This is a genomic window from Helicobacter sp. MIT 11-5569 (assembly GCF_000765695.2).
GTDB lineage: Bacteria > Campylobacterota > Campylobacteria > Campylobacterales > Helicobacteraceae > Helicobacter_D.
Map to the genome: position 1 here is coordinate 33,325 of NZ_JRPB02000006.1, position 23,247 is coordinate 56,571.

At 34.1% G+C, this 23,247-nt stretch carries 26 protein-coding genes; 10 read left to right on the forward strand and 16 right to left on the reverse strand.

The window, feature by feature from the left end; genetic code table 11:
- Positions 1 to 68 precede the first annotated feature (68 nt).
- The 15 genes from LS70_RS06220 to LS70_RS06290 all read right to left on the reverse strand — a co-directional run bounded on the left by LS70_RS06220 (position 69) and on the right by LS70_RS06290 (position 12,701).
- Positions 69 to 632, reverse strand: coding sequence for a D-glycero-alpha-D-manno-heptose-1,7-bisphosphate 7-phosphatase (locus LS70_RS06220; RefSeq protein WP_034290020.1), 564 nt, complete (start codon positions 630 to 632; stop codon positions 69 to 71).
- Positions 629 to 1,177 carry a queuosine precursor transporter gene (locus LS70_RS06225; protein ID WP_034290021.1) on the reverse strand — a complete coding sequence of 183 codons (549 nt, stop codon included), beginning with the start codon at positions 1,175 to 1,177 and terminating at the stop codon, positions 629 to 631. Before LS70_RS06225 ends, LS70_RS06220 begins: the two co-directional genes overlap by 4 nt.
- A gap of 78 nt (positions 1,178 to 1,255) precedes the next feature.
- Positions 1,256 to 2,296 carry an SAM-dependent methyltransferase gene (locus tag LS70_RS06230; RefSeq protein WP_034290022.1) on the reverse strand — a complete coding sequence of 347 codons (1,041 nt, stop codon included), beginning with the start codon at positions 2,294 to 2,296 and terminating at the stop codon, positions 1,256 to 1,258.
- Positions 2,296 to 3,078, reverse strand: coding sequence for a HesA/MoeB/ThiF family protein (locus LS70_RS06235; protein WP_034290023.1), 783 nt, complete (start codon positions 3,076 to 3,078; stop codon positions 2,296 to 2,298). The genes LS70_RS06230 and LS70_RS06235 overlap by 1 nt, the downstream gene beginning before the upstream one ends.
- Positions 3,078 to 4,919: an asparagine synthase (glutamine-hydrolyzing) gene (asnB, locus tag LS70_RS06240; RefSeq protein ID WP_034290024.1), complete on the reverse strand. Its 1,842-nt coding sequence runs from the start codon at positions 4,917 to 4,919 to the stop codon at positions 3,078 to 3,080. Before asnB ends, LS70_RS06235 begins: the two co-directional genes overlap by 1 nt.
- Positions 4,895 to 7,075: an STT3 domain-containing protein gene (locus tag LS70_RS06245; RefSeq protein WP_034290025.1), complete on the reverse strand. Its 2,181-nt coding sequence runs from the start codon at positions 7,073 to 7,075 to the stop codon at positions 4,895 to 4,897. Before LS70_RS06245 ends, asnB begins: the two co-directional genes overlap by 25 nt.
- 22 nt (positions 7,076 to 7,097) lie before the next feature.
- Entirely contained in the window at positions 7,098 to 7,487 is a 390-nt protein-coding gene (gene rpsI / locus LS70_RS06250; RefSeq protein ID WP_034290026.1) for a 30S ribosomal protein S9, read from the reverse strand.
- 10 nt (positions 7,488 to 7,497) lie between these two features.
- Positions 7,498 to 7,911 (reverse strand): 50S ribosomal protein L13, encoded by a 414-nt coding sequence (rplM, locus tag LS70_RS06255; protein WP_201273974.1) that lies wholly within the window; start codon positions 7,909 to 7,911, stop codon positions 7,498 to 7,500.
- A 163-nt stretch (positions 7,912 to 8,074) separates the two neighbouring features.
- Complete coding sequence (locus LS70_RS06260) at positions 8,075 to 8,653, reverse strand: MotE family protein (protein WP_034290028.1); 579 nt, start codon at positions 8,651 to 8,653, stop codon at positions 8,075 to 8,077.
- 9 nt (positions 8,654 to 8,662) lie between these two features.
- A complete protein-coding gene (locus tag LS70_RS06265; RefSeq protein WP_034290029.1) occupies positions 8,663 to 9,091 on the reverse strand; it encodes a flagellar export protein FliJ in 429 nt (142 codons plus the stop codon).
- Positions 9,088 to 10,290: an adenylosuccinate synthase gene (locus tag LS70_RS06270; protein ID WP_052083404.1), complete on the reverse strand. Its 1,203-nt coding sequence runs from the start codon at positions 10,288 to 10,290 to the stop codon at positions 9,088 to 9,090. The genes LS70_RS06265 and LS70_RS06270 overlap by 4 nt, the downstream gene beginning before the upstream one ends.
- 49 nt (positions 10,291 to 10,339) lie before the next feature.
- Positions 10,340 to 11,212 (reverse strand): ATP phosphoribosyltransferase regulatory subunit, encoded by an 873-nt coding sequence (locus tag LS70_RS06275; protein WP_034290031.1) that lies wholly within the window; start codon positions 11,210 to 11,212, stop codon positions 10,340 to 10,342.
- Positions 11,213 to 11,277: 65 nt separating this feature from the next.
- Positions 11,278 to 11,691, reverse strand: a complete 414-nt coding sequence (locus tag LS70_RS06280) for a hypothetical protein (protein WP_034290032.1) — start codon at positions 11,689 to 11,691, stop codon at positions 11,278 to 11,280.
- Positions 11,691 to 12,467 carry a type II secretion system protein gene (locus LS70_RS06285; RefSeq protein WP_052083401.1) on the reverse strand — a complete coding sequence of 259 codons (777 nt, stop codon included), beginning with the start codon at positions 12,465 to 12,467 and terminating at the stop codon, positions 11,691 to 11,693. Before LS70_RS06285 ends, LS70_RS06280 begins: the two co-directional genes overlap by 1 nt.
- Complete coding sequence (locus tag LS70_RS06290; protein WP_138109389.1) at positions 12,468 to 12,701, reverse strand: hypothetical protein; 234 nt, start codon at positions 12,699 to 12,701, stop codon at positions 12,468 to 12,470.
- 129 nt (positions 12,702 to 12,830) lie between these two features.
- Here LS70_RS06290 and LS70_RS06295 point away from each other — a divergent pair, with 129 nt between their 5' ends.
- The 8 genes from LS70_RS06295 to LS70_RS06330 all read left to right on the forward strand — a co-directional run bounded on the left by LS70_RS06295 (position 12,831) and on the right by LS70_RS06330 (position 20,538).
- Positions 12,831 to 13,940, forward strand: a complete 1,110-nt coding sequence (locus tag LS70_RS06295) for a hypothetical protein (protein ID WP_034290034.1) — start codon at positions 12,831 to 12,833, stop codon at positions 13,938 to 13,940.
- A complete protein-coding gene (locus LS70_RS06300) occupies positions 13,927 to 14,484 on the forward strand; it encodes a hypothetical protein (protein ID WP_138109390.1) in 558 nt (185 codons plus the stop codon). Before LS70_RS06295 ends, LS70_RS06300 begins: the two co-directional genes overlap by 14 nt.
- Positions 14,484 to 14,762 carry a hypothetical protein gene (locus LS70_RS06305; protein ID WP_034290036.1) on the forward strand — a complete coding sequence of 93 codons (279 nt, stop codon included), beginning with the start codon at positions 14,484 to 14,486 and terminating at the stop codon, positions 14,760 to 14,762. The genes LS70_RS06300 and LS70_RS06305 overlap by 1 nt, the downstream gene beginning before the upstream one ends.
- The gene (gene mshL, locus LS70_RS06310) at positions 14,762 to 16,225 is read left to right on the forward strand and encodes a pilus (MSHA type) biogenesis protein MshL (protein WP_034290037.1); all 1,464 of its coding nucleotides are present in this window, start codon (positions 14,762 to 14,764) and stop codon (positions 16,223 to 16,225) included. Before LS70_RS06305 ends, mshL begins: the two co-directional genes overlap by 1 nt.
- A complete protein-coding gene (locus LS70_RS06315) occupies positions 16,225 to 16,881 on the forward strand; it encodes an SH3 domain-containing protein (protein ID WP_034290038.1) in 657 nt (218 codons plus the stop codon). The genes mshL and LS70_RS06315 overlap by 1 nt, the downstream gene beginning before the upstream one ends.
- The gene (locus LS70_RS06320; RefSeq protein ID WP_052083402.1) at positions 16,881 to 18,278 is read left to right on the forward strand and encodes a GspE/PulE family protein; all 1,398 of its coding nucleotides are present in this window, start codon (positions 16,881 to 16,883) and stop codon (positions 18,276 to 18,278) included. Before LS70_RS06315 ends, LS70_RS06320 begins: the two co-directional genes overlap by 1 nt.
- Positions 18,262 to 19,443 carry a type II secretion system F family protein gene (locus tag LS70_RS06325; RefSeq protein WP_034290039.1) on the forward strand — a complete coding sequence of 394 codons (1,182 nt, stop codon included), beginning with the start codon at positions 18,262 to 18,264 and terminating at the stop codon, positions 19,441 to 19,443. The genes LS70_RS06320 and LS70_RS06325 overlap by 17 nt, the downstream gene beginning before the upstream one ends.
- A gap of 120 nt (positions 19,444 to 19,563) precedes the next feature.
- Positions 19,564 to 20,538, forward strand: a complete 975-nt coding sequence (locus tag LS70_RS06330; protein WP_034290040.1) for a hypothetical protein — start codon at positions 19,564 to 19,566, stop codon at positions 20,536 to 20,538.
- Between the two features lie 34 nt (positions 20,539 to 20,572).
- On the opposite strand, the gene tviB is transcribed toward LS70_RS06330, so the two are convergent.
- Positions 20,573 to 21,826 carry a Vi polysaccharide biosynthesis UDP-N-acetylglucosamine C-6 dehydrogenase TviB gene (tviB, locus tag LS70_RS06335; protein ID WP_034290041.1) on the reverse strand — a complete coding sequence of 418 codons (1,254 nt, stop codon included), beginning with the start codon at positions 21,824 to 21,826 and terminating at the stop codon, positions 20,573 to 20,575.
- A 161-nt stretch (positions 21,827 to 21,987) separates the two neighbouring features.
- Between tviB and traT the strand changes: the two genes are divergently transcribed.
- Together traT and LS70_RS06345 are read left to right on the forward strand one after the other, a co-directional pair.
- Positions 21,988 to 22,752 carry a complement resistance protein TraT gene (traT, locus tag LS70_RS06340; protein ID WP_034290042.1) on the forward strand — a complete coding sequence of 255 codons (765 nt, stop codon included), beginning with the start codon at positions 21,988 to 21,990 and terminating at the stop codon, positions 22,750 to 22,752.
- Positions 22,753 to 22,902: 150 nt separating this feature from the next.
- Positions 22,903 to 23,244, forward strand: coding sequence for an ArsR/SmtB family transcription factor (locus LS70_RS06345; RefSeq protein WP_034290043.1), 342 nt, complete (start codon positions 22,903 to 22,905; stop codon positions 23,242 to 23,244).
- Positions 23,245 to 23,247 lie beyond the last annotated feature (3 nt).

The following is a 23,247-nucleotide window of genomic DNA, read 5'->3' on the forward strand; positions in this document are numbered from 1 at the left end:
GTGATTTAGTAGAAATTGTAAATTTTAGATGAAAGTTACAAGTTTGCTTATAGGGTAGAATAGATATTTTAACCTAAAAGAATCGGCATTGCTTCTTTTAGATTCTTAACTGTATGGGTTGCATTAGGGGCTTCATCTTCGCCGATAAAAATACGTGTTTCCACACCAACATTAAGTCCTGCTTGCATATCTGTATCCTTATCACCAATAATAAAAGAATTATAATTGCTAAGCTCTAGTCCAAAATCCTTAAGGGCATTTTCTAGCATTCCAGATTTTGGTTTGCGACAGGAGCAATTGTCTTCTTTAATATGTGGGCAAAAGTAGATTCCATCAAAGGAAATATTTTTTGGCATAAAGCCACTTTGGCGCAATGGAATCATTAGGCAAGATTTTATGCAATTTTGCATAAAGTTGCTAAGAATCTCAAAATCTTTTTGTGTAAAGATTCCACGATTTATCCCAGATTGATTAGTTACTAAAATGCAAATCGCATCTTGTTTTTTTAACTCTAAAAAGAGTTCCACAAAATTTGGTGCAAAATAGAAAGTTTCAATCTGATAGCCATAAGGAGTGTCTTCGATATTTACTACACCATCGCGGTCAAAAAAGACAATTTTACGTTTTTTCATCGTGCGAAAATCCCCAAAAATTTCTGCATTTTAATCCCAAAGAGATAAAACAATGGTGTATTAGCAAAGGCAAATATGAATTTCATTAGATAATCTCCTAGTATTAACATTAGCACATTTTGCCACGGCATTACAAATAAAAAGGCAATGTGGAAGAAAATGATTGTATCCATAAATTGTGAAAATGCTGTGCTTCCAGCACTTCTTAGCCACCATAGTTTTGGAAGCTTTGATTTAATCCAATAAAAGGCATAAACATCAACTTGTTGAGAAATAAAAAATGCGCTAACGCTTGCAATTGCGATTCTAAATTCTGCTAAAAACATTGAAGGAATAAAGGCGAGCAAGATTCCAATACGCACAACTTTTAGTGTTTCTTGTTTTGTGTAACGCTCTGCTAAAATATCCGCTAAAAGAAAAGTAAAGGGATAAGTGAGTGCGCCATAAGTGAAAAAGTCGTTTAGGGGAAATTGCACAAGGTAATTTGAAGCAATGATTAATAGCGTAAAAATCATCGCAGAGAAAATCATAACAGCGTTTGACATCAAAGAAAGCCTTTAAAAATTAGTTCCGCATTGTATGCTTTTAGAGTTTAAGATTCCATAAGAAAGGATATTGACTGCCTAAAAATTTGCAAAAACAAAGCCAAAAAATCGCTCTCCAAAAGAACCGGGTGAAATGAGTGTGCGAAGTTTTCCACTTTGACGCATATAAGATTCTAATCCAAATTTTTCAATATACCAAGAACACATTTTATCTAAACCCATTTCTACAAGCGCGCGGTTTTGACGATGAATAAACCAACTCTCCCCGCCAGAGCGCAAAAAAGCCCCTTTCCAAAGCGAGAAATTTACATCATAGGTTATATCTGCTAATCCAAAGTTTTTTAATAATTCTTTATTGTAATCTTGTTTTGTAGAATCAAAAAAGAGATTGTCTGTTTTGTGGTTTTGATAAAAACGCAAAGAAAACGCATTACGTGGTGTTAAATCTCCATAATCAAAGCCTAAAAAAAGCCATTTTGGAGCAGAATCTGCAAGATGTTTTGTAAAATCAAAAATATGTAGTGGAATCTCTCCAATAGAGATTCCAAATAAATTTGCTAATTCCAACACTTCTTTATTTGCAGGCTGAAAAGTAAGTTCTAGGGTCTTTTTGTCAATAAAAGCCATTGTTTCATTCCAAACCAACTCACAAGCAAAGGCGTCTAAAAGCTCATTACTAAGAAATAAAATACAATCGTAATTACAGGCTTTTAATGCGTTAAAATCACTAATACAATCAATATTTAAACCGCGTGTTTTAAAGGTATGTTTTTGTAGATTCTGCAAAGAAGCAAGTGGTTCTAGTGTTAGAAAATCTAGTGCTAAATGTGTGTCAAATTGTGCAAAAAATTCTGCAACATCGGCGATTAAATCTCCCTTTTCGCTGCCAATTTCTACGATTGCGATTCTGCCTTTTAACGCACTTTGCATAAGGATTGTATGCAGATAATAGCCAATGCAATACCCAAAAAACTTTCCTACGCTGACATTTGTATAAAAATCCCCTAAAGCACCAACGCACGAAGAATGATAATATCCTTTTGTGTGAAAGATTGCTCCATCTCCATAGAGCCATTCTTGCATAAAGTTACCGAATGTTAATTGATTAGGTTCTAGCATTATTGATAAAGTGAATCCTCAAGGCTTGTGATTCCGTTTTCTCCACATACACGGCAGTTTGGGTTGCGTTTAATTGCAATTGTTCTAAAATCCATTGAGCGCACATCGCAAGTCAAAAGCTTGTCAAAGAGTGGTTCTCCAACACTTGTAATAATTTTTATCACTTCATTAGCTTCAATACAGCCAAATAGCCCAGCAGCAGAACCTAGAATCCCCACCGTGGCACTTGTGGGCATTGCAATTTTTGGTGGCTTGTTAAATAAACACGCATAGCACGCGCTAGTTTTTGGCTTAATACTCATTGCTTGTCCGCTAAAGGCAAGCGCACTTGCGCGCACTAAGATTTTATTAGCTAGCACACATGCATCGTTGATTAAAAACTTTGCACTAAATACATCTGTAGCTTCTACGACAATATCATAATTCTTAATATATGTTAAGATATTTTTTGTATTAAGTCTTTCTTCGATGCAGTGCAAATTGAGCGCAGGATTTAGAGCTTGTAGCTTTTCGCAAGCAGATTTTGCTTTGTTTTTATTTATATCTTGCGTATTGTGTAGAATCTGACGTTGCAGATTGCTTGTATCGACAATATCTCCATCGCAAATCCCAATATTTCCAACTCCAGCAGCTGCTAAATAGTATAAAATCGGTGAGCCAAGCCCACCAGCTCCCGCGACAAAAACACGCGCTTTTTTGAGTTTTAATTGCCCTTCTTTACCAATTCCAGCTAGTAAAATGTTGCGTTGATATCGCTCTAGTTCTTCTTGTGTTAATTCCATTATAACTTCTTGTGTTGATTTTGATACCACATTTCTAGCGCAAATAAGCTCCAAAGCATTTTTGCGCGCTTTTCTTTAGAAAAAAGATGTGGTTTAAAGCAAAGAGATTCTAGCGTATTTTTCTCTAAAAATTCTTGTGTGATTTTTGGTGTTTGCAGGGTTTCTAAGATTAAAGATTTAAGCTCACCATCAACCCAAGCCGCCAAAGGCACTTCAAAGCCACGCTTTGGAGCATTGCAAACCGCCTTATCAAGGTATTTTTCTGCGAGTTTTCTAAGAAGATATTTTGTAACATTTTTGCGCACCTTTAGATTATCATCTAGGCGTGGGGCAAATTCTACTAATGTTTTAGAGAGAAAAGGAGAGCGACCTTCTAAAGAATGTGCCATTGTGGCAATATCCATTTTGGGCAACAAATCACACAATAATAAATGTTTCGCATCTAAAAGTAACATTTTTGATAAAGGAGAAAGATTGCTGTGAAATACGGATTCTACTTCTTGTTTGAAGTTTGGATTTTGGGGAAAATTATAAACTCCAGTAAAAATATCTGTTGTGGCGCGCAAGTAATATTCTGATAAATCTTTTTTATAGGCATTTGCCATTTGCAAAAGGCGATAAAAGTAGTTGTATAAAGATTGCTTTGTGTTTGGGTTTGGAAGCAAATTTGCAAAAAAACTAAAGGGTAGAATTTTATTTAAAAGTAAATGCCCAACATAGCGTCTATATCCACCAAAAAGCTCATCAGCACCATCGCCATTTAGAATTACGCTTAAATGTTCCTTTGCAGCTTTTGCGACATAAAAACTTGGAATCGCTGAGCTATCAAAAAACGGGCGACCATAATTTTGGAGAATTTTTGGGACATCATCTTTTAGGTTTGTGCTAATTTTTAGCGTTGTGTGTAGTGTGTCATAACGCTTTGCAGTGATTTGCGCTAGATGTGTTTCATCAAAACTAGAGTTTTCAAAGCTTACTGTAAATGTGCGTAATTTAGGAGTAATTTGCGCACTAAGGGCGACAATAAGCGAGCTATCAATTCCTCCGCTTAAAAATGCTCCCACTTCTAAATCTGAAGAATCTATACGATTTTGTATGCTTTGTTTAAGTAGAGCTTCACAAGTTTGTAAAGCTTCATTTTCATCAGTAATTTTTGGAGCTTTATAACAGGATTCCAAACTAAAATAAGGTTGAATCTCTAAGGAATGTGTTTTTAAATCTAAGATTCCATAACTTGCATTTGGGAGCGCGAAAATATTTTCATAAGGCGTGCCATCGTGGTGAAAAAAACCACTCTGTAGATAAAAATTAAGTGCATTTTTGTCAATTTCTAGTGCATTATCTAATAAGGCATGCAGAGTGTTAAGCTCGCTTGCAAAGGCAAATTTTGTGGAATCTTGGTAGAGAAATATAGGCTTTTTGCCCATTCTATCGCGCGCAAAATAAACTTTTTGTGCAGCTTTATCATAAAGCGCGAAAGCAAACATTCCATCAAAAGCATTGAGTTGTTCTAAAAATTGTTCTCCATAATGCGCAAAAAGAGCTAAAATTGTTTCTGTATCACTATGGGTTTTGAAAGGAAAATCAAGATTTTTTCTAAAATCTAAATGATTATAAATTTCTCCATTAAAGACGAGACACAAATTTTCATATTGCATAGGTTGGTGTGCTAATGGACTTAAATCCTGGATACTAAGGCGCGCATGAAAGAATTGCAGTAGCCCCCATTGTGTGGAATCATAAAATGCACCTTTTGCGTCTGGTCCTCGATGTTGCATTAGGGGGTAAATCTGCTCAATAGGAAGCCTCGTTGTATTTAGTGAGCCTGCGATTCCGCACATTTTTTGTCCTTTAAATGATAAATACGCACGATTTCTCCGCTTGCTTGCGTGCATAAGGGATAATGATTAAAAAGCATTGCTTGAATGATATTGCTTTTTAGATAATCAATGCTTAATAAAAAAGAGTTTTTCCCTAAATTGATTTGCGTAAGCGGAGTTTTTGAATATTGTAAAATTTCTTGTGTATAAAAATCTTGATAAATGTTAATTTTTTGATGAATCTTCGTCTTTTGTAAATTTTCTGTATTAAAAGCAAAAATGCTATGCGTGTTTATCGGTTTCCCATTTTCTGGATTTAGATTTGCAAAGGTATTGATGTTTGCAAGCAAAGGCAAAACACGCAGTGGCAAAACCCAATACACTTGTGCATTATTTTGCAAGGAGATATTTTGGTAGTTTTGCGAGAGTGATTCTAAAAAGTCTTGTATATTATGCGTGTTGGAGTGTTCTAAAACTAAAGAAAAAAGATTATTCCATAATTTTTGTGGAGTATTTTGCAGATTTTGTGCAAGAAGCAGTGAGAAGTTATAAAACAAAATTGGTGAATCACTTAGTAGAATCTTTGCAATAGGATAGTTAATAGCACCAGAATGGCGTCCCCCATCAAGTAAAATTTGTGCTTTTGTGAAATAACGTAACGCATAGCCATAATCCCACCAAGAAAAGATAAAGTCATTTGGGCTAAGTTTGGAATCTAGTGTTTTAAATGCAATGATTTCTTGTGCGGATAAAATTGGTTTTGGGATTGAATAGTTAAGCGACATCAAGGATAGGGATAACATAATGGAACTTGTAACAATACAAAAGGATAAATAGCGATAGAATTTTGCAAAGAAAAAAAGTAGAAATAGTGCAACACCTAAAGAGACAATAGGAACTAGAAAAAAGCTAAAACGCACACCAAGCTGAATTGCTCCAATACCCAAAAGACAAAAGGGAAGTAAAAATAGGCTTAGGTAAAGCAGTGGTATTTTTATACATTTGCGCATTACTATTGCCCTAAAGAACGCAAAAGATACATTGTATAACAAAATCATAAAACCTAAAATTCCAAGAGAGAATATAAAAATACCCCCACTCCGAGAGATTAGGACAGAAAGTTTAGTGGGGCTTGTTTCTAAAATTGTATTAACAACAGAAGTAAAAATAAATGTTTCTGTGTGTTGGGTGCTCCCAAAAATATAAGCATTGATTTGAGAGATGAATGGGTTAAATAAGCCAAAAGTCGCAGAATAAATTAGTGTGATTCCAAAATATAGCCAAATGCCTTTTGGATAGAATCTAAAGGCGAAAAGTAGCGCAATTAGGAAAGCTAAGCATAAAGGAGAGGGTGTCAAAACAACAAAAAATATTGTGGATAAAAAGATATTTTGGAGTGGAATTGTATGGAATCGAATCATCAATAAAATTTCTACAAATAAAAAGAGTAAAAAACCTAGTAAAAATAGATTTTGGATTCCATTGTGCCAATTTATCGCAAGAAAAGCAAAAATAGCAAATAGAACAAGAGAGCTAAAATGTTCTGTATTTATGAATTTTAATAAGAAAAATAATGCGCACAAAGGCAAGGTGAGCAGCAGCATGTCTGTATCAAAATATCCAGCCCCAACACGTTGATAGAAGCTTGGTAAAAGCAAAGCAATGAGAGTGGCAATAAATGCAACAAATGCTAAAAGTAAATTAGAAAAATAGCGTTTTTGCGCCAAAAGTTTTAGTGTAGAATAATTTAACGCATACATTATCGGGGCAAACGTAGCACTAAATAGCAGACTGCTAAAGCTTAAGGAAAAATTTAAACTTGTGTATTTTGCAAGGATTCCTGCTAGTATTGATAAAAGTGGGAATGTGGATAGGGAATTATAAATAACACTAAAATTTGGCGTATTTAAAATCGATAAAAATTCCCTAGTGCCTTTTGCATAATGATATGCGTCAAAAGAAGTGAGAATCAGCATTGCATCAACAAAGTTTTGGGGCTTGTCTAATAGGAGTTTAAAATCTAAAAAGTGGAATCCAAAGTGAATACTACAAAGAATTATTATGAAAAAAAAGTGTAAAAAGTTTATATTATGAAAGAGAGAATCTATTTTTGCCATAGAGTGCAATGCTAGCCTATCATGTAAGATTCTAACATGGCTTTTATTATGAAGAGCCAAAAAAGGCTCTTTAAGAAAACCATTACCTTTTTGAGAATTGTGGGCTTCTTCTTGCTTTGCGCTTTCCGTATTTTTTACGCTCTACAACCCTAGAATCGCGCGTTAATAAGCCTTTTGGCTTAAGGATTCCTCTAAAGTTTGTATCATACAAGGCTAAGGCTTTAGAGATTCCATGGCGTAATGCTTCTGCTTGTGCAGAATAACCACTTCCTTGTGTTAGTGCTATAATATCTACACTTTTTTCTTGTTTTGTGAGGAGCAAAGGCTGCATAACCTTCATTTTGATTGCTTCATGTCCGCCAAGCCAATCATTAAGATTTGTTGCATTAATGCTTAATTTTCCTGTTCCTGGAGTTAGCCAAACTTTTGCGATTGCTGTTTTTCTCTTTCCTGTTGCATAAATTTTTGCCATTTTTCAATCCTTATTTTGAAACTTGTGCGCTATGTGGGTGATTCGCATCACAATAGACTTTTAGCTTCTTAAGCATTACTCGCCCTAATTTTGTCTTAGGAAGCATACCGCGAACAGCGAGCCTATAAAGTTTTTCCGGGTGTTTTTCTAGCATTTCTTTGAGTGTTTTAGATTTCGTGCTACCAAAATATCCAGAGTGCGTAAAATACTCTTTATCTTCTAATTTCATACCACTAAATTTTGCTTTTGGTGCGTTAATAACAATAACAAAATCTCCGCAATCTACATTTGGTGTATAAAGAGGTTTGTGTTTTCCTCTAAGAAGTGTTGCAATTTCTGTAATAAGGCGTCCGAAAGTTTTGCCTTCCGCATCTAAAACAACCCATTCGCGTTTAATTTCATTGGCTTTTGCCATTTTGGTAATATTCATTGCGTTGCCTTTCCTAAAAATATATTGCTTAAAAGTTTAAAAACTTTTTGGAATAAGGTCGCAATTATAACGGAAATATATTAAAAATTACTTAATTTAAGTTATATCTTATGATAGAATCTTGCGAGATTTATAAATCCCGCATAAATTCATTGATTTATGGATTGGTATTTTGCGCTGCGCTTGATTCTGATTCTTTGGAATCCTTTTTAAAAGGCGGTCCTTTTTGTAAAAGTGTAGTAAGCGTTGCTGCTTTTTGTGTGTCCATTTTTGCAAGAATTTTGCTTGAAACTTTGGTATCTAGTGCAAATAAAATTGTAGCAGCTTCATCATCTGGTAGGCTTTGGAGAATTGCCGCAGATTTAGAATCTTTCATTGAAGTGTAAGTTTCACTAATTTTATTTTGTGAAATACCTTTCATTTCTTTTAAAATTTCTTCATTTCTTTTAAGAAGACGTTCGATGTTTTCTTGTTTTTCTTGAATTTCTTTTTGTGTTTGAGCAATGGCAAGTTCGCGTTTTTTAAGGTCTTGTTCTTTTTGGTCTAAGACATTTTGTGTAGCACTTTGAAGGGCTTGAAGGGCTTGTTGTTGCTCATCAATGCGTTCTAATTCTCTTAAAATTTCGCCTTTGCGTTGTTCAAAAATAATATTACAGTCAATAACTTTATCGCCTTCGTTTGCATTGAGTAAAAGCGGGATTGTAATTATGCTTAAGCTTACTAAAAAGTGTTTCATAAGATTCCTTTAGTGTGGTGTATCTTTGTGGTTCGCGTGTAGCATTACAGAGATTTCATCTAAATCTCTGCTTTCTTGGATACGCGCTTTATCTAACATTCTTTTAACTTCTAACCCATCTAAATATTTTGCTTTCTCATATTCTATATTTTGAAGTTTAAAATACTCTTGCAATTCTTTTTTTTCTTGTTTGAGTTGCGCAAGTTCTTGCATTTTAAAATCAATACTAGAGCGATATTCTTCCTTGTGATGCACAAAAGTTAAAAAGGCTTGATAGATTCCATTTTGTGGTTCTTTAAGTGTTGCAAACTCTGCAACAAGCGCGTCAATTTCTCTTTGTTTTGCGACAATGCTTTGCGCATTTTTTTGTAACAACATTTCAATCTCATCTACCTTTTTTTTGCGCAAAAGCACAAGCTGTGTAAATTTTGTTTTCATGTTCTAAAAATTGTGTCGTTCCTATCTGGGCTTGTGGAAATCATCGCGATTTTTACTCCGATAAATTTCTCTAAGGCTAAAATATACTCTTGTGCATTTTTTGGCAAATCAGAAAATTCTCTAACACCAGCAGTTTTATCCCAACCTTGAAAGTTTTGATAGATTGGTTTAACTTGCGTAATATCACTAGGAAAATCTTCTAATGGATTGCCTTGTGCGTCTGTATATCCCACACAAACTTTAATGGCTTCAAAGCCATCTAACACATCAAGTTTCATCATTGCAAGCGCACTTACCCCATTAATGCGACAAGCATATTTTACCGCCATTGCATCTAGCCAACCACAACGCCTTGCGCGTCCTGTCGTTACGCCAAACTCTCCTCCTTTTGTGCGCAAAGTTTCTCCAATCTCTCCTTCTTCTTCGGTTGGAAATGGTCCATTGCCTACGCGTGTGCAATAAGCTTTTGTGATTCCAATGACTTTTCCTAACTCATTTGGGGCGATTCCTGTTCCGCTGCATGCTCCTGCTGCTATTGTGGTAGAGCTTGTTACAAAAGGATAAGTTCCAAAGTCAATATCTAACATGCTGCCTTGCGCGCCTTCACATAGGATTTTTTCATTTTTGTCCATTGCTTTCCACAGCATTGCTGTTGTGTTTGTTGCATAAGGTAGAAGAGTATTAGCATAGAGGTCTAATTCTGCTTTTAATTCCGCTTGTGTGGGAAGAGAAATTTCTAAGCCTTTTTGCGCAAGATTTTGTAATTTTTCTAGCACTTTTTGGCTTAGAGATTCTGTATTTTTTAGCTCTTCAACACGGATTCCACTGCGCGCAACTTTATCTGTGTAAGCAGGACCAATCCCTTTGCCTGTCGTGCCAATAGCAATCTTTGCGCTTTTTTCACTCATTTTATCAAGGATTTCGTGGTAAGATAGAATCAAATGTGCTTTTGTGCTGATGAAGAATCGTCCTTGTAATCCTCCATGTAGATTTTCAAATTGCTGCATTTCTTCAATGAGTGCTTTTGGGCTAATAACAACACCATTCCCGATAATGTTTTTGCAAGCTGGATAAAGAATCCCAGAAGGAATTAAATGTAAAGCATATTTTTTACCTTCTACAACAATCGTGTGTCCAGCATTATGTCCGCCTTGGTAACGCACGACATAATCATAATTGCGTGCAAGCAAATCCACCATTTTTCCTTTGCCTTCATCCCCCCATTGGATTCCTACAATTAAATCCGCTTTACTCACTATTGCTCCTTAATAAATGTTGGATTAAATCATCTGTGTAGATTCCAAATCCACAAGCGTTTTGTTCTAAGATTGTATATTCTCCACCTAAAATTAGTGTTGCATTTTCTGCAAAAAACCTAAAAAATAAGCCTGTATAATAGTGCATTGGTGCATAATAAAGTGGTGAAATAATGCAATTTTCAAAGCTGATTGTTTCTGCAAGGTCTAAAAGTTGCTGCAATGCAAGATTTAAATCTTGTGGTAAAGTATTGTGGTGTTGTATAAAATTTTTTAAGGATTCTGCATTATTGATGTGTAAAAGTTCTTGCATAATAGGATTTGCATGAGTAATCACACCAACATCAATTTTTTCAAAAGCAACAAGTGGAATCTCAAAAATTTTTGCACAAATTTGTGGAATCTTAACATTTGCAAGTTGTAAAAAGGGTTTGTGATTTGGTTTTTTAATAGAATTTAAAATCTCTAAAGATATTGAAATAAAAGGCACAATATCACAATTTTCCAAATTTTCCACACCGATTTGGTGAATTTCAGTGGTGGGATAAACAAAAATTGGCTGGATATAAAACCAACGCTTGCTTAGAGCATTTTCACGCAAATGGGGAGCTAATAAGCGGATTGTATCAATGGTAGAATCGTTACGTAATGCGATTTGGTGATTGTATTGATTATTGGTGCGCACAACTTCACGACTTTTTATATCACGCTGATGTTCTAAGTAAGCAAAAGTTGGCGTGATAATTTCTTCATATCCATTTTTATAAAGAATCGTGCTAGCAAGGGCTTCAATCTCACGTTTTAGTCTCGCACTTTTGCCAAAGTATAGTTTGCAACCTTGCGGAATCTCGTGGCTTAAAATCACAAATTTCCCTTTCCTTTAAAACTGAAAAGTAAGCATTGTAGCATATTTTAAATGAAACTTTATGTTTATTTCTCACTAAGGGGCAAAATAAAGCTTCGCCTTGTAGAAAATTCTTGTAAAAACTCTTTGTTAGAATCCTTGTAGATTCCAAAAATATCTACAAAATAGTAGGTGATAATTTGGGGTTGTGTAGATTGTATTGTCAGAGTAGGATAAAATTGTTTTAGCACGGCAATATAATGATAGTCGCCAATTTGTATTGAAAATTCTGTAAAATTTGCAGGGTTTAGAGTTTTGTTTTTTAAATGAACTTTTAAGGCTTCTTTGACGCTAACTAAGTGTAAATCTAACCATAAAACGCGTGTATTTAGTAAATCTTGCGTTTTGCTTTTGTATTCTAATTTTGTGCTAAGCAGCAATATCAATGCACCTAAAATCACAAAAAGAATCAAAGGTAATAAAACAATAGTTTTTTTCATCATAAACTTACAATAACACTACTAGCACAATGGGTATTTTGTGCTTTTTTCAAACACAGGGTTGCTTCAAGTCCTAAAGAATGTGCTTTTAAACTAAAATTGCTTAGATTTTTTGTTAAGATAATTGTATTGCCGTCTTTTTCTAGGGTAACAGAATGATTAAACGTTAAAAGTGTTGGAGAGTTTAGAAAATAGAGCTGCGGTTTAATTTTTATCAAGGGTTGCGCAATGAGAATTGGTGGAATTTCTAGCGTAATGGAATTTGCATTTAATGCAAGGATTTTTCCTTGAAAATCTGGATTATAAAAATCTTTTGGAGCAATAAAATCTTCTGTGATTAAAAGAGCAGTTTTTGGGGTTTTAAGATTGCAAGATGTGTTAGAGGAAAGTTTAAGAAAATTTAATGTTAAAGTGTCTTTTATCTGAATATTTTTTGGGTCAAAAACTCCATGCAAACATGGAATCGCAAAGTTTCCATTTAAAGTAAAATGTTCTAGTTTTTCATAAAAGATTAGTGTTTTGCCAATAAGATTTGTAGAGATGTTTGAAATCTGTAAATTTGGTAGAATCTGCAGGCTATCAAGATGAGAATTTTCAAGCAAGCGTTTAATTTGTAAAAGCGCAGTTTGTGCTTCTAGTTGATTTTGAATATTTTGATTGTTGTGGTTATAGTCTTTGTAAATCTTTAATAATAATTTTGAACTAAAGATTCCAAAGATTCCTAAAAAAATTATTACAAGTAAGATTTCAAGAAGCGTAAAAGCACTTTTTTGCATTTAAGGAGCTTTTGTTGCATTGATTTCAAAGAGGGGAACAAGGGGAGGAATCTTAGAATCTAAAATACAATTGGGGGCAATTTTGCTACAAAATGTTACATTTTTAAGGTCAAAATAATTTGGGTTTTTTAATTCTTTAATGGAATTTTGCTTTAAGTTACTCAAGATTCCAATAGCCACAATGCTTATAACTATAATGAAAATCAAAAATTCTAAAAGTGCAAATGCTTTCATAAAAAGATTATATAAGCTTCTTGTCAAAAAGTAAAATTTATTTTAATCTTTATTAAGTTGAATTGTTGGACAATGTTTTTGAAGTTGTTTAGGATATGAGTTAAAGCATTATAAAAGGAATTCTAATTTTTGAAATTTTTGAATCGCAACAACATTAGATTTTACACATTAATTTTAAGTGAGCAAGAAATACAAGCGCACGTTAATAATGAGAGTTTAAGAGATTTCTTAGAGGAAAGAATTTGTGTGGTATTTAATTTACCAAAAGAACATGAGTATTTTTTGCGTTATGCTTTAACAAGTAGCGGAAATGCATATCATTGTTTGCTTTTGGATAAAGAAGCATTAAAGAAAAGCGTGAGTGATGTGGAGTGTTATTTAAGCCATCCTTGCTTTTTATGCAGGCAGTTTGTCGCGGAATCTTTCGCCTATATTTTGGTTAAAGATTCAAATTTAGAATGGACATTTATAGGCTATGCAAAACAAGATATAGTGTATTTTTCTGCTTTAGAAGATTTAAAAAGTTTGCAAGAAAAATTAGAAGCATTAGAGCTAAACACATTTTGGGTTTGGGGAGTGGGTGCGATTACAAAAAGCGAGCAAGATGTATTCAAGCAATTAAGCGAGCAATTTTCTATCAATTTTATTCCGCAAGAAATTAAAAATGTTGAATTATTAGAATCTTTTAATTTTAATCCTTTAGAAAAATCTTTACCTTTTATAAAAACACGTATGGGAAGTGTATTAAAATGGTTTGCAATAGGATTAACATTGGGTTTGTCGCTGTGGATAGCACTTGTTTTTGTGGGGTTGATACAGCAAAGAAAAAACACTAGCCTAGAAGCGCAAATTATTCTTTTGCAAAATGAGTTAGAAACACTTGGAAAAAGTCGCACAAAAGCACAAAAAGAAATGCTAGCTTTGCAAGAAAAGTTAGAATCTCTACAAGCAGTGTATCAAGCAAACGTGGAATCCCTTAAAGGCTTTGAAAATACAGATATTCAAGTCGCGCAACTTGTGCAAACACTCAATCCTTATTTGAAGACACATCAAGTAAAAATTGCATATTTTGCAATGGATAAAGAGTGGTTTGCGTTGCTTTTATTTGGCAAAAATGCTTTAAAAATTTTAGAAATTTTAGAGAGGGAATCTCTGGGAAATGTTCAAGTGGTTGAGAATTACGGAGATTTTGTTTGGAGTGAAATTCAAGCCAAAAAGAAGAGCAATGAAGATTTTTGAAAATTTGCAGATAGAAGCCTATTTACAAGAACGTTCAAAAAGAGAAATGGTATTGCTTTTTGCATTGTGTTTTGTTTTGGGATTTGCGATTGTAGCTATGTTTGGTTTTGAAAGGGCGCAAAATGGAATCACAAAGCAAAAGGCTAAAAATATAGAACTAAATAACCTGCTTTTTGTATTACAAAATTCATTAATAGAAGAAAATAATCTCACCAAACAAGATGCACAAGAAATTCATCAAGAAATTTTAGAAATACAACAAGAAATTGCTATACAAGAAGAGCGCAGAAAATTATCTTTAGAAAAATTTAGCGCGTATTTTTTAAAAGAATTAGCAAGCATTAATGAACTCTATAATGTGGAGATTTCACAAGCACAAGACAAAATAAACTTAGAAGCAAGGGGAAAATACAGCACAATGTTAAATTTTTTGGAATCTCTGCAAAAGCAGCCTAAAATTTCTCTTGATGCGGTGCAGCTTTATCCAAATCCAAATGCTTTAGATTTGATAGTATTTGCAACTTTGCAGATAAAAGGAAATTAATGCGGTATTTTGCACTGATTTTAGCTGAGTGCTTACTTATAGCTGACCCTTTTTATTATGGAAATATCGAGCTTGGAGAGCTTAGGCTTTTTGCCATAATGCACAAAAAGGCAAATATTAATGGGAGATGGGTGGAGCTTGATACAAATTTTGTGCATGCAAATGTAAATTTTAAACTTTTAAGTATTCAAGATTCTTGTGTGATTGTGGAAAATTTGGAATCCAAAACAAAACAGAATCTGTGTAAAAGCAAGCCTAAATTTATTAAGGAATACTAATGCGATTTTTGGAAATTTTTTTATGTTTATGTCTTGGAGTGGAGCTTTTTGCTTGTAAAGAGCGCGTGTTTAATCTAAGTGTGCAAGAATATGCTGTGAGTGTGCAAGAAATCTTAAGCGAGTTTTCTAGCGTGTGCCATTTTAGCGTGCTTTGGAATGAATCAGAAGTGGAATCACGTTTAAATCAAAAATTATCTATGGTTAATTTTAAAGATAAAGATTTGGATTTTATTTTGGAATTGCTTTTTAGCGCAGCAAACTTGCATTATCATTTTAGTGATGATGTTTTGCATTTAAATGTGCAAACAACAAAAACATTTAAGATTAACTATCTTAGCACAAATCGTCAAGGGATTAGCAACACAGCGGTTTCTATTAATAACGAAGAGAGTCAAAACAGCTTAGAAAATAGTGAAAACAAAGTGAGTCAATCTGGAATTATGATTAAAAGTGAAGATGGATTTAACTTTTGGGAGAAGATTAGTGAAGAGATTTTAGCACTTTTGGGTGTCGATGAAAATAATGGACGTGTGATTATTAATAAAGGTGCGGGGCTAATTAGTGTAAAGGGAGATAAAAAGTCTCTTCAGAAAGTGGAATCTTATATTAATGCGTTACATGCAAGATTGCAAAAACAAGTGCTTATTGATGTGCAAATTCTAAGCGTTAGCCATAATAATACACAAACAATGGGGATTAATTGGGATTCCTTATATAATTTACAAAATTTCACAATACCGCCTTTTGGAGAAAGTGCAAGTCTTGGGGGAAATGGAGAGATAGGAAATGCAAGTGGGCTAAATTTTGTAGGGGGAAGTAACGGAAATAGTGTGCAGTATGGGTTAAATATTTTTTCAGCAGGGCTTAGTCTGAATCGTATTGTAGAGTTTTTGAAAAGTTATGGGGAAGTGCATTCTATCTCAAATCCTAAAGTCTTAACGCTTAATAATCAGCCAGCAATGATTAGTGTTGGGGATATTTTGCGCTACAAAAAGAGCAATATTTATCAAAATACAAATGCGCAAACAACGCTAACAAACACAAACAATGAATATCCAAGTATTTTTGCAGGAGTTTTGCTAGATATTACACCTTTGGTGTTTGAAGATTCTATTATGCTTAAGGTTAATCCTTCCATCACCAAAACAAAGGATATGCAGACAAAAATTGCTGCAAGTGCGTTTGATTCTCCGCCAAATCTTACCACAAATCAATTAAGTTCTATCGTCAAAGTTAAAAATAACCAAAAAGTAATTTTGGGAGGACTGATTGCACAAAATACAACAAAACAGAGTAATAAGATTCCATTTCTTGGTGATATTCCCTTGATTAAACCTTTATTTTCTTATACGCAGGATTCTATCAATACAGAAGAAATTGTTTTTATTATTACTCCGCGTATTATTGAAGAGGGAGATTTGAGCTTGGCAAGTTTGGGTTATCAATTAGTAGGAGAAAAGTAATGTTGCGCTTTGCTGTGTTTTGTATAGGTTTTGGGGCTTTAGTGTTAATTGTAGAATCTTTTTTAAAACCACAAGAAGAGTCAAAAAATTTACAAAATATGCAAACACAACAAGAAAAGCCTTGTTTTTATGTGCAAGCAAGCGCGCTTAATGTGCGCCAAAGTCCAAATGTGCAGGCTAAAATTGTGCAAACATTACCAAAAGATTCCAAAATATGTCTATATTTTGGCGTAGAGAATGGATTTTTACGTGTTGAAAAGGGTTATATTGCGACACAATATTTAAGTCTAAGTCGCGCACCACAAACAGAAAAGATAAGGGTTGCTAAAAATAGTGATTATGTGCAAAAGGCTACCCCAAAACAAGAACGTAAGATTTTGCTAACAAGCACTCAAAAAGCACCAACCCAAGATAATTTAAGGCTTGCACGTTTGGCAATTCACAATCAAGATTATGCAAAAGCAAAAACGCTTGCTTTAAAAATCAATCAAGAAAATCCTAAGAATATTGAGAGTTGGGAGATTTTTGCTAAAGCTTTGTATTTGGAGGGAAATCAAAGTGAAGCAATCGTGATTTTGCAAAATTTCTTACTACAAAATCCTAATAATTCTCTTGTAGAACTTTTAGAGCAAATGCGCAAAGGAGAGAGAATTTAATGCTTTTAAACACGGAGCAAATGCGTTATTTTGGAGCGATGATCATAGAGCAAAGCGCAGAATCTTTGCGTATTGCACTTTTGGATATAAAGAAAAATCCTCATAAAGAAGCATTAAGACATCTTTTTAAAACACACCAAATAGAATTTGTAGAAATCTTAGAAAGTTTATTTTGGGAGCATTTAGAAACACTAGAGCAAGAAGAAATGTTGCAAAATTTGCTAGAAAAAATCAGCAAAGAGATTAAGCAAGAATCAAAAGATAAAGATTCTAGTATTCAAGAGTTTGTGTGTTTTGTGTTGCAAAGAGCGGTTTTAGAGCGTGCAAGCGATGTGCATTTGGAACAAGACCTTAAAAATATGCGCATAAGATTCCGCATTGATGGGGTTTTAGTGGAGAAATTTTGTTTGGAATCTTGGGTGTTTGCTCCTATTAGTGCGAGCGTAAAACTTTTAGCACATTTAAATTTGACAGAATCTAAACTCTCGCAAGATGGGCGATTCTCCTTAAATTTAACAAATAGAAATACTTTAGAACAAAGTTTTGATTTTCGGGTTTCAACACTTCCTTTGGTGCAAGGAGAATCTATCGTGCTTAGGATTTTAGATAAGCACAAAACATTAATGCCATTAGAATCTTTAGGCTTTGGTGATGTGGAGTTAGCGCAAATCCAAAAACTTTTTAATCTTCCTTTTGGGTTGGTGTTAATCACAGGTCCAACAGGAAGCGGAAAAAGCACAACAATGTATGGAATTTTAAATGTTTTAAAAGAGAGAAATCTAAAAATTATCACCCTAGAAGACCCAGTGGAGTATCGTTTAGAACATATTAATCAAGTGGCAATGACTAAAGGGGTAGATTTTGCAAATGTGTTACGCAATGTTTTAAGGCAAGATCCTGATGTGATAAGTTTGGGAGAAGTGCGCGATAAAGAGAGTTTGCAACTTGCAATTCAAGCAGCATTTACAGGGCATTTAGTTTTTGCAACTTTACATACAAATGATGCGCTAGATTCTATTGCACGTTTGTTGGATATGGGGTTGCAGACACATTTTATTGCACAAGCTTTAAGTGGAATCCTCGCACAAAGATTACTTAGAAAGCTATGTGATTGTAAAGAAAAAAGCAATAGCAATAAGGGTTATTTTGCAAAAGGTTGTTCAAAATGCAACCATACAGGCTATTTTGGAAGAATCGCAGTTGTTGAGGTGGTGTGCCATTCTAAAGATTTAGAATGTTTTATTAAGGGGCAAATTTCAAAAGAAAAAATGTTGGAGATTTTGCAATCTTTGACGTCAAATTTCACATTAGAGCAACAAGCTATGGCATTAGTAGAGTGTGGAATCACAGATGAAAATGAAGTGTATCGTGTGGTAAAAAATGCGCTTTATTGTTAAGTATAAATCACAAGGCAGAATTTATACAAAGGCGTTTAATGCACACTCACAAAGCGCTTTAGAGCAGAATCTAAAAAATTATATGGTGTTATCAATCACACATAGAGCAAGCTTTTTGGAGAGTTTTCAAAGGCGCATTAGCACAAAAGACTTGTTGGGTGCATTTTATGAGTTAAAATTGGGATTAAAGGCGCAACTTCCCTTGCAGGTTTTGCTAGAGAATATCCAAAACCATTGCAAAAATAAAACACTTGCTTTGCGATTCCAAAAGGCACTCTTTGCGCTAAATTCTGGAAAGAATTTGGCACAAAGTTTTAAAGAAGCTGGATTTTCAGATTTTGTTTGTGCGATGCTTTTGGTTGGACAAAAGGCAAATTTATTACAAGAAGTTGTGGATATTGTGATTCTGCGTCTTAAAAATCAACAAAAAAATCAAAAAATTTTAACAAAAGTTATGCTTTATCCTAGCATTGTATTTTTTGTGATGGTTTGTGTGTTTCTTGGGGTTACACTTTTTGTCTTGCCACAATTTGAAGTGCTATTTAGTGGAATTGATACGCAGTTACCTTTTGTGAGTCAAAGCTTGCTTTTTATGCGTGAAGTGGTGCTAGATTATGGGGTATTAAGTTTAGCATTGTTTGGTGCATTTTGCATAATGCTTTTGAGCACGTATAAAAAAGTGGAATCTTTTAAAATGCGTGTCGATTTTTTGGCATTAAAACTTCCTATTTTAGGTAGGGTGTTGTATGATTTTGAAATGGTGCAATTTTTGCTAAGTTTCTTTTGGCTTTATAGGGCTGGAGTTTCTTTGAAAGAAGCTTTAGAAATCGCAACAAAGTCTTTGCATAATGGGTATTTACAGCACAAAGCAAGTGGAATCTTTAGCGTAATCGCACAAGGTGTGGAGATTAAAGAAGCATTAAGTGTGCTATTTGATGGTTTTGGGGCGCAACTTTTAAGCGGCGTGCATAATGAAATTGGATTTTTGGAGAGTTTAGAAGTGTTGTTAGAGCTTTATCAAGAAGAGTTAAAGACACATTCTGAAGCACTTTTAGGAGCGATTGAACCGCTAATGATTCTAATACTTGGTGCGCTTGTTTTGTGGCTCGCGCTTGGAATCTTTTTGCCCCTTTGGGAGCTGCCTTTGCAAATGCAAAATGTATAAAGATTGTTACAGAAATATACAAAATGGAAATTATTGCTATTTTAGAAACAAAAGTTGTATTTTTTAAAATAAAAATTTGTAAAATATTTGTTTAAGTTTGGCAATAGTCAAGGAGATGTTATGTTTATTAAAAATGCAAATGATATTTTATATACAAAGACATATTTAGTAGCAAACAATCGTGATGAAGCAATGCTAAGAAGCGAAGAAGAGCAGGATTTGCAAGATGGAGGCGTTGGAATTAAAAAATCTGCAAAGCTTGTTGGGCAAGAGGATAAAGGCAATTATGGAGTTGTGCAGGTTAGTATTAATGAAGAGCGTATAAATCTTATGCTAACAAAAGAAAATATTGCACGCTTAAAAGAGAAATTTGATACAAATAATTTTTATCAAAGAGAAGATGGAGCGTTGCGTTTAAGTGGCAAAGCAGAAGCATATGTTGGGGGTTGGGTTAGTGAATTTTTAGAAAATATGGGCGCAGATAAAGCAGATATTGATGGAGATGGTAAATTTTCAAATCAAGAGCGCACATTAATTTTAAATGGCTATACCTATCATTTAAGTAGTGAAAAACAAGGAATCCTTGATAAAAATATTGGAGTGTATAATTTAGAGCGTTATCAATATGGAAATGATGATTCTATGCTTTCTCAAACTTTAGATGATTTTATCAATACATTTATTAGTGCTGATAGGAATTTAAATGGCAAGGTAAGTTTGGAGGATTATACGACACAAACACATGGAAGTCTTTATAATGCACTAAAAGAAAAATTAAATGCTAGAGAAAATAAACTTGCTGAAATGATTGAAGAAATGCGCGTAAAATTGCCTGCAAAAAAGAAAAAGAAAAGTGAGGAAGAGGAAGCACAAGAAAAGGCAATAGAGCTACTTGCAAAAATCAAGCAAAGCAAAGACATAGAATCGCTAAGCCCAGAAGAGAAAGAGCTATTAAAAGAATATTTTGCAGGAGAAGTCGAACAGCTTAAAAGCAAAGATGCAGATGTTGTTAATAAGCATTTAGAGCAGACAATTAACACATTTATTGAGCAAATTGAGTCGGATTCTAGCTTAGTGTTTGAAGCGAGAGTTTAGGCTGTATTATTAATAAGCGCAAAAGACCAAAAGTCTATAAACGTGCGCTTACCTGGTCTTTTGGTAAGATTCCTTTTAGGTCATACACGACTACAGAACCGCGTTTGCTAAAATCTAGTGTTTTAAATTTATCATGCGCTACTGCAATGATAACTGCTTGATAATTTTGCAAGGCAAAATTGTTAAAATCACTTAAAACTAGTCCATATTCGTGTTTGACTTCTTCTGCATTTGCCCATGGGTCATACACATCAACTTCACATTCAAAATCTTTGAGTTCTCTGACAATATCTACAACGCGAGAGTTACGAATATCTGGACAATTTTCTTTAAAAGTAACACCAAGAATCGCAACTTTTCCTTTTACAATCTGATGCGCATTTTTTACCATAAGTTTAATCACTTTATTTGCTACGACAATTCCCATATTATCATTAATATGACGTCCTGCTAAAATCACTTGAGAATGATAGCCTAGAGATTCTGCTTTATACGTAAGATAATAAGGATCTACACTAATACAATGCCCGCCAACAAGCCCTGGACGGAAGGGCAAGAAATTCCATTTGCTTCCTGCTGCTTCTAAAACATCAAGTGTATCAATACCGAGTTTGTCAAAAATTAACGCAAGTTCATTAACAAAGGCAATGTTAATATCGCGTTGAGAGTTTTCGATAACCTTTGCTGCTTCTGCGACTTTGATGCTAGATGCTTTATGTGTTCCAGCAGTGATTATGCTAGAGTATAGAGCGTCAATTTCATCAGCAATTTGCGATGTAGAGCCACTTGTTACTTTTTTGATATTAGGCAGGCGATGTTTTTTATCTCCCGGATTAATACGTTCTGGAGAATATCCACAATAAAAATCTATATTAAACTTAAGCCCGCTTTCGCGCTCTAAAATTGGCACACAATCTTCTTCTGTGCAACCCGGATAAACTGTGCTTTCATAAATTACAATATCCCCTTTTTTTAGCACTTTTCCTACGCTTTGTGAAGCTTTTTTAAGTGGAGTTAAGTCAGGTTTGTTGTAGTTGTCAATAGGTGTTGGCACGGTTACGATATAAATTTGCGCAACTTTTAAGTCTTCTAAATTTGTCGTAAATTGTAAATGCTTTGCCATTTTTAATTCTTCGGTATCAACTTCTAATGTGCGGTCGTATCCATTTTTTAACTCATCAATACGTTTTTGAAAAATATCAAATCCTATGATATTGTAAGTTTTGCCAAATTCAACCGCTAAGGGAAGCCCAACATAACCAAGTCCGATAACTGCAAGAGTTTTCATTGTTATCCTTTAAAAAATTTATAAAATTTTATCGAGTTTCAATAAACAAAAAGTAAAGAAAATCTAAAATATAGAAGATTTTATTAATTTTTAGATATTGTTCATTTGTTATTAAATTTTGAATAAAGTGTGATTTGTCTTTTTTGTGTAAAGGAGAGTTTATGAAAAAGTTAATTCTTGGAATCTTTAGTGTATTGTTGTTTGGTGGATGTGTAACAACAGATTTGCAAACAAAAGCCACAATGTCGCAAAGTGTGTTTATTGACCCGGTTGATATAACACAAAAGGTTGTTTATGTCGCAGTGAGAAACACAAGTGGTTATAATATCAATTTGCAATCAAAAATTGAAAATCATTTGCAGCAAAAAGGTTATAGAATTACACAAAACCCATATGATGCAACTTTTATTTTGCAAGCAAATATTTTGTATTGTGATTTAAAACAAGAAAATAATGCAAAAGACGCTGCAATTCTAGGCGCGGCAGCTGGAGCTGGAGTAGGAGCATATAATCATTCTAGCGCGACAGGAACTGTTGTGGGAGGATTAGCTGGAGCTGCTGTTGGTGGATTGGTTGGAAAAATAACAGAAGATAAAGTCTTTCAAATGCAAGTAGATATTAACATACAGCAAAAAACTGACAGAAATATTTGGGTAAATGATGGACAATATGTTGGGCAAGCAAATGTGAGCGACCAAAGAAGAGCAGGATTTTTTAATAGTTTTGGTGGAAATGTGCGCGATATACAAGGTGGCGGACAAATACAGAGCAATATTGCAAACTATGATAACCAATTTTATGAGCGCAACTACACACAAAAACAAACAACACTTCTTGCTGAAGCAACAAAGCTTAACCTAACACTTGAAGAGGCGATTCCTGTTTTAGAGGATAAAGTCTCTAGCCAAATCTCTGGAATCTTTTAGGTTTTTCCTGGAAGATTTCACTTCTATTTTTCTACAAATTCATTGATTGTAATTTTTAGCGTTTTTAATTTTGCATTTTTTATCTAATTTCTCTTTAAGAAATTTAATATTACAATATATGAATAAATGTTCATATATTAAAGGATAAAAATGCCAGAAATTGATACAACAAGGAAAAATGCCTTAAATTCTATTGCAAAGAGTCTTCCAAAAGAAGAGTTGCTGTATGACTTAGCAGAATTTTTTAAGATTTTTGGAGATTCTTCAAGGATTAGAATCCTATCAATTTTGCGTGAAGAAAAGCTTTGCGTGAATGAAATTTCTTTTCTTTTGCAAATCTCCCCTAGTGCTGTTTCTCATCAGCTTAGAATCCTGCGCCAAGCGCGTCTTGTGCGTTATCAAAAAATCGGCAAGGAAGTGTTTTATAGTCTTGATGATGACCATATTGAAAAAATCCTAGACCAAGGTTTAGAACATATTAATGAAATGTAGGAG

Excerpts from the sequence above, each read along its gene's own strand:
- LS70_RS06220 (WP_034290020.1), bottom strand. The coding sequence starts at position 632 with ATGAAAAAACGTAAAATTGTCTTTTTTGACCGCGATGGTGTAGTAAAT.
- LS70_RS06225 (WP_034290021.1), bottom strand. The coding sequence starts at position 1,177 with ATGTCAAACGCTGTTATGATTTTCTCTGCGATGATTTTTACGCTATTA.
- LS70_RS06230 (WP_034290022.1), bottom strand. The coding sequence starts at position 2,296 with ATGCTAGAACCTAATCAATTAACATTCGGTAACTTTATGCAAGAATGG.
- LS70_RS06235 (WP_034290023.1), bottom strand. The coding sequence starts at position 3,078 with ATGGAATTAACACAAGAAGAACTAGAGCGATATCAACGCAACATTTTA.
- asnB (WP_034290024.1), bottom strand. The coding sequence starts at position 4,919 with ATGTGCGGAATCGCAGGCTCACTAAATACAACGAGGCTTCCTATTGAG.
- rpsI (WP_034290026.1), bottom strand. The coding sequence starts at position 7,487 with ATGGCAAAAATTTATGCAACAGGAAAGAGAAAAACAGCAATCGCAAAA.
- LS70_RS06260 (WP_034290028.1), bottom strand. The coding sequence starts at position 8,653 with ATGAAACACTTTTTAGTAAGCTTAAGCATAATTACAATCCCGCTTTTA.
- LS70_RS06265 (WP_034290029.1), bottom strand. The coding sequence starts at position 9,091 with ATGAAAACAAAATTTACACAGCTTGTGCTTTTGCGCAAAAAAAAGGTA.
- LS70_RS06270 (WP_052083404.1), bottom strand. The coding sequence starts at position 10,290 with ATGGTGGATTTGCTTGCACGCAATTATGATTATGTCGTGCGTTACCAA.
- LS70_RS06280 (WP_034290032.1), bottom strand. The coding sequence starts at position 11,691 with ATGAAAAAAACTATTGTTTTATTACCTTTGATTCTTTTTGTGATTTTA.
- LS70_RS06285 (WP_052083401.1), bottom strand. The coding sequence starts at position 12,467 with ATGCAAAAAAGTGCTTTTACGCTTCTTGAAATCTTACTTGTAATAATT.
- LS70_RS06290 (WP_138109389.1), bottom strand. The coding sequence starts at position 12,701 with ATGAAAGCATTTGCACTTTTAGAATTTTTGATTTTCATTATAGTTATA.
- LS70_RS06300 (WP_138109390.1), top strand. The coding sequence starts at position 13,927 with ATGAAGATTTTTGAAAATTTGCAGATAGAAGCCTATTTACAAGAACGT.
- LS70_RS06305 (WP_034290036.1), top strand. The coding sequence starts at position 14,484 with ATGCGGTATTTTGCACTGATTTTAGCTGAGTGCTTACTTATAGCTGAC.
- mshL (WP_034290037.1), top strand. The coding sequence starts at position 14,762 with ATGCGATTTTTGGAAATTTTTTTATGTTTATGTCTTGGAGTGGAGCTT.
- LS70_RS06315 (WP_034290038.1), top strand. The coding sequence starts at position 16,225 with ATGTTGCGCTTTGCTGTGTTTTGTATAGGTTTTGGGGCTTTAGTGTTA.
- LS70_RS06320 (WP_052083402.1), top strand. The coding sequence starts at position 16,881 with ATGCTTTTAAACACGGAGCAAATGCGTTATTTTGGAGCGATGATCATA.
- LS70_RS06325 (WP_034290039.1), top strand. The coding sequence starts at position 18,262 with ATGCGCTTTATTGTTAAGTATAAATCACAAGGCAGAATTTATACAAAG.
- LS70_RS06330 (WP_034290040.1), top strand. The coding sequence starts at position 19,564 with ATGTTTATTAAAAATGCAAATGATATTTTATATACAAAGACATATTTA.
- tviB (WP_034290041.1), bottom strand. The coding sequence starts at position 21,826 with ATGAAAACTCTTGCAGTTATCGGACTTGGTTATGTTGGGCTTCCCTTA.
- traT (WP_034290042.1), top strand. The coding sequence starts at position 21,988 with ATGAAAAAGTTAATTCTTGGAATCTTTAGTGTATTGTTGTTTGGTGGA.
- LS70_RS06345 (WP_034290043.1), top strand. The coding sequence starts at position 22,903 with ATGCCAGAAATTGATACAACAAGGAAAAATGCCTTAAATTCTATTGCA.